Annotated in this window: 4 protein-coding genes and 1 pseudogene; 2 read left to right on the forward strand and 3 right to left on the reverse strand. The window is 49.1% G+C overall.

Annotation, left to right across the window (positions count from 1 at the left end; translation table 11 throughout):
• A pseudogene (locus WBV75_RS08100) lies at positions 1-508 on the reverse strand (hypothetical protein); the annotation flags it as partial.
• A 35-nt stretch (positions 509-543) separates the two neighbouring features.
• On the reverse strand, positions 544-1,254 hold the full coding sequence (locus WBV75_RS08105; RefSeq protein ID WP_424120129.1) for a class I SAM-dependent methyltransferase: 711 nt from the start codon (positions 1,252-1,254) through the stop codon (positions 544-546).
• A 77-nt stretch (positions 1,255-1,331) separates the two neighbouring features.
• Between WBV75_RS08105 and WBV75_RS08110 the strand changes: the two genes are divergently transcribed.
• Both WBV75_RS08110 and WBV75_RS08115 read left to right on the forward strand, forming a co-directional pair.
• Entirely contained in the window at positions 1,332-1,832 is a 501-nt protein-coding gene (locus tag WBV75_RS08110) for a YkgJ family cysteine cluster protein (protein ID WP_424120130.1), read from the forward strand.
• 55 nt (positions 1,833-1,887) lie between these two features.
• Positions 1,888-2,739 (forward strand): sterol desaturase family protein, encoded by an 852-nt coding sequence (locus WBV75_RS08115; RefSeq protein ID WP_424120131.1) that lies wholly within the window; start codon positions 1,888-1,890, stop codon positions 2,737-2,739.
• Here WBV75_RS08115 and WBV75_RS08120 read toward each other — a convergent pair.
• Positions 2,736-3,783 (reverse strand): exo-beta-N-acetylmuramidase NamZ family protein (locus WBV75_RS08120; RefSeq protein ID WP_424120132.1); only part of this gene is annotated, 1,048 nt, incomplete at its 5' end. The genes WBV75_RS08115 and WBV75_RS08120 overlap by 4 nt on opposite strands.

Below are 3,783 nucleotides of genomic sequence, written 5' to 3' on the forward strand. Positions count from 1 at the left end.
CCCGGATCGTACTTTCGTGTATCACCATAGAGGTGTTTCTATAGACGGCTCCCAAGGTGACCAAACCTTCAGATTCATCATCATTAACCGAAGGAGCATCTGCAAAATAGATATACACGGAGAGGTCGCGGCCATCGTTATAAGTGGTTCTGTTTTCAGTTTCCAGACGCGCTATTTCCTCCAGGGACAGCGATTCGTCGTCAGGGGACGTCAAAGGGAGAAAGCTGTAGCGGATATCTTCCTTTTGGGTGTGCGCCTGCAGGTATTGAGTGAGGTTGTCCAGGGACAGGTTGGTCGGTCGGAAGCCGTCGACATAGGCGATTTCTATGAGAATCCGGTCAAAACTCGTATTGTTGACAATGTCTTCTCCGCTCGCACCGGCGCTCAGTAAGTTCCCAGAACGGTCTACTACGCCGGAAGTACCATCTGATATGTCGGTGTCATCCGTGCAGCCATAGGGGACCAGGAGTGTGATGAGCACCACCAGAAACAAAATCCTTTTAAACATTATTTTTTTTGTAAATCTAAGGTTTTCAGGGCAATTCACTTTACAATCGGAGTCAGGCGTGCCAAATAATCGAAATGGGGTCCGTTTTTGATCCATTCTACCTCAAACCCGGCTGATGAAGCTTGCTCACTAAGGGTTTGCAGATCCAGAAATAACCATGGAAATTCCGGGCCGAACTTCCCGGAGTACTCCCATTTGTAACGGACTTCACCATAGTATGCGACTTCTGCAGGAACCCAAATACCCCCGTCATCATCCGTGTCAAACATATAGATAAGGTCACTGGAATCCATCAGGATTTGGCCTCCGGGTTGCAGCAAATCCTTTAAGTGCTTCAAAAATTTGGGAAATGCTTCCAGAGAACCGGCAATACCAATTCCATTCATCAACAAAAGGAGTGTGTCGAATTTACCCGACTGAAAGGTAAGGATATCTGCGCAAACAGTATTTAAAACACCTCTTTCGGTAGCCACTTGAATCCCTTCAGGGGAATTGTCGAGACCAGTGCAATCCAGTCCTGATTCCTGTAAATAAAGACAATGGCTGCCGGCGCCACAACCTATATCAAGGACAGATCCGCGGCACTGTAAGAGGGCCTCCTGCTCAATGTCGGGCATTGTTGGAAAAGGCCTGAAAAAATAGGAAACCGGCACTTCTTCTACGCCTCCCAGGGAACTGTGGCTGCGAAGGGGTCCTTTGGACTGTTCCTTATAAAAATCCAGTAAAGCCTTTCCCAGGAGATCCATGGAGTGTATTTTTGAGCATCAACAGGTTACCCCTCTGATTTTTAAGAGTCTGCAAAGGTAGCCAAATACCTACTTATATGCAGGATGAATTAAGGGAACTCCCCCAGCAAGCCGCTCAAAAACATCCCGAGAGTGCCCGCTTTTTTAAGAAATTAAAGGCGCGGCCCCCGAAAAATCTGGACACCACCATGCAGGAACTGCACAACGAAGAATTCCAAAGGACGGATTGCCTGCAATGCGGGAATTGCTGCCGCACGACGGGCCCTTTGTTTACAGACCACGACATCGTTCGGATTTCCCGTCATTTGAAAATGAAACCTTCAGAATTCAGTACCACCTACCTCAGGCGGGATGAAGAGGGGGATATGGTGCTTCAGGAGGTACCCTGTGCCTTTCTGGGAGCGGATAACTTCTGTGGGATATACAGCGTAAGGCCTAAAGCCTGCCGCGAATTTCCCCATACCGATCGGCGTAAATTTCAGCAGATCCACAAGCTCACCCTCAAAAACGTCGCAATATGTCCGGCGGCCTTCCGCATTGTGGAGGCCCTTAAGGCACAATATCCAAAGTACCTGTGATCTGAATATGCAAAAGGAGTTCAGAAATCATTTCGGAATTTGATATTTTTACAATATGGAAACGGTGATCAGCTATTTTGAGAGTATTCCTTCTGCGCACAGAAGTCTGATTTTAGTATTGGGGATTTCTTTTTTCTGGATTCTGGAAGGGGCCGTCCCCCTTTTTAAATTCAACTACAGAAAGTGGCGGCACGCTTTGCCGAACTTCTTTTTTACCCTGACGACTATTATTGTGAATTTTGCACTGGCCTTCCTACTCTTAAAAACCAGTGACTGGGTGCAGGCGAACGACTTTGGAATCATCAACTGGCTCCCGGAAATGCCCCTATGGCTTTATGTACTGCTCGGGGTATTACTTCTCGATTTTTTTGGCGCCTACCTCGCCCATTATGTAGAGCACAAAGTTAAACCGCTGTGGATGGTTCACCTGGTACACCACTCAGATCAGGAGGTAGATACAACCACCGCAAACCGGCACCATCCCATTGAGAGCCTGATCCGTTTTGCTTTCACACTTACCGGGGTTTTTCTGGTAGGTACGCCCATCGGGATTGTCATGCTTTATCAATCCCTTTCCCTGGTGGCTACCCAGTTTACCCATGCCAATATTCGCCTGCCGAGGAATGTGGATAAGGCCTTGAGTTGGGTATTGGTTTCCCCGGACATGCATAAGGTACACCACCATTATGTCCTCCCATATACAGATTCGAATTACGGCAATATCTTTTCGATTTGGGACCGGCTTTTTGGAACCTATATGGAGCTGGAGCGGGATTCGATTGTCTATGGGGTAGATACCTTCCCGGACAGGAAGGAAAACAGCAGTGTCTCAGGACTCCTGAAGCAGCCCTTCCACAAATATCGGAGACCCACTACCGTGGAAGTGCCAGGAAAGGATACCCCTTAATCGTAGATCAGGTATTTCGCCCTGATTGTTTTAAAATCTTCAAGGGGTCCCTGCCATGTTTCGCGGATCTGGGCAGCAGTCATCCCATCTTCTATCTGTTCTTGCAGGACTGTTGTGCCGGCGTGTTTGGTAAACCCTCCTGTTTTAAAGAAATCTGTATTTGTATCCCGGTATGTATAGGCTTCCACAAGCCATTTTAAATCTACGGCATCCGGGGGGATCACACGGCTTAAATCCCTCCCCCGACATAATGTTCCGAGGTGTTTCGGATTCCGGGCTCCGGGACGTGACTCCGGCGTGTAGGCAAATTTGAAATGGGATTCTGACAAAAACGGTGCCCCAAAAGATTGGAATTGCAGGCTCGTTCCCCTACCCGCATTCACGTGCGTACCTTCAAAAAGCCCGAGACTTGGATACAGGCGTACGGCTTGCTGATTGGGTAGGTTGGGGGAGGGGGGGATAGGAAGCACATAAGGGGTATCCCGGGTATAACGGGCCAGGGGAATAACCGTTAAGTCTGCTTTTACACCGTCCTGTAGCCAACCTTCCTCATTGATCATTTGGGCGTATTCACCCATAGTCATCCCGTAGACGAGCGGAATTTCTGTTTTTCCTAAAAAGCCCCTGTGTTCTTTTTCCATGACCGGCCCGTCCACATAGTGAATATTCGGATTCGGGCGGTCCAGCACCACCATCGGAATACCTGCTTCTGCACACGCCTCCATCACGAGTTGAAGCGTAGCGATATAGGTGTAAAAGCGCACCCCCACATCTTGTATATCAAAAAGAACGAGATCCAGTCCCTCCAACTGTTCGGGTGTTGGTTTTCGATGACTTCCATGGAGGGATAACACAGGGAGGCCGGTTTGCGTATCCCGACCATCCGGCACCTTTTCCCCCGCATCCACCAGGCCCCTGAAGCCGTGTTCCGGGGCGAATACTTTTTTCAATCGGAGTCCTGCACCCAGGAGACTGTCTGCCAAATGTACCCAGGGAAGCTCCCCACGGCCTGGTGTTACGCCTGAGTTGAAGATGACGGAGGTC

Origin of the sequence: Robiginitalea sp., assembly GCF_049588695.1 — a bacterium.
Lineage (GTDB): Bacteria > Bacteroidota > Bacteroidia > Flavobacteriales > Flavobacteriaceae > Robiginitalea.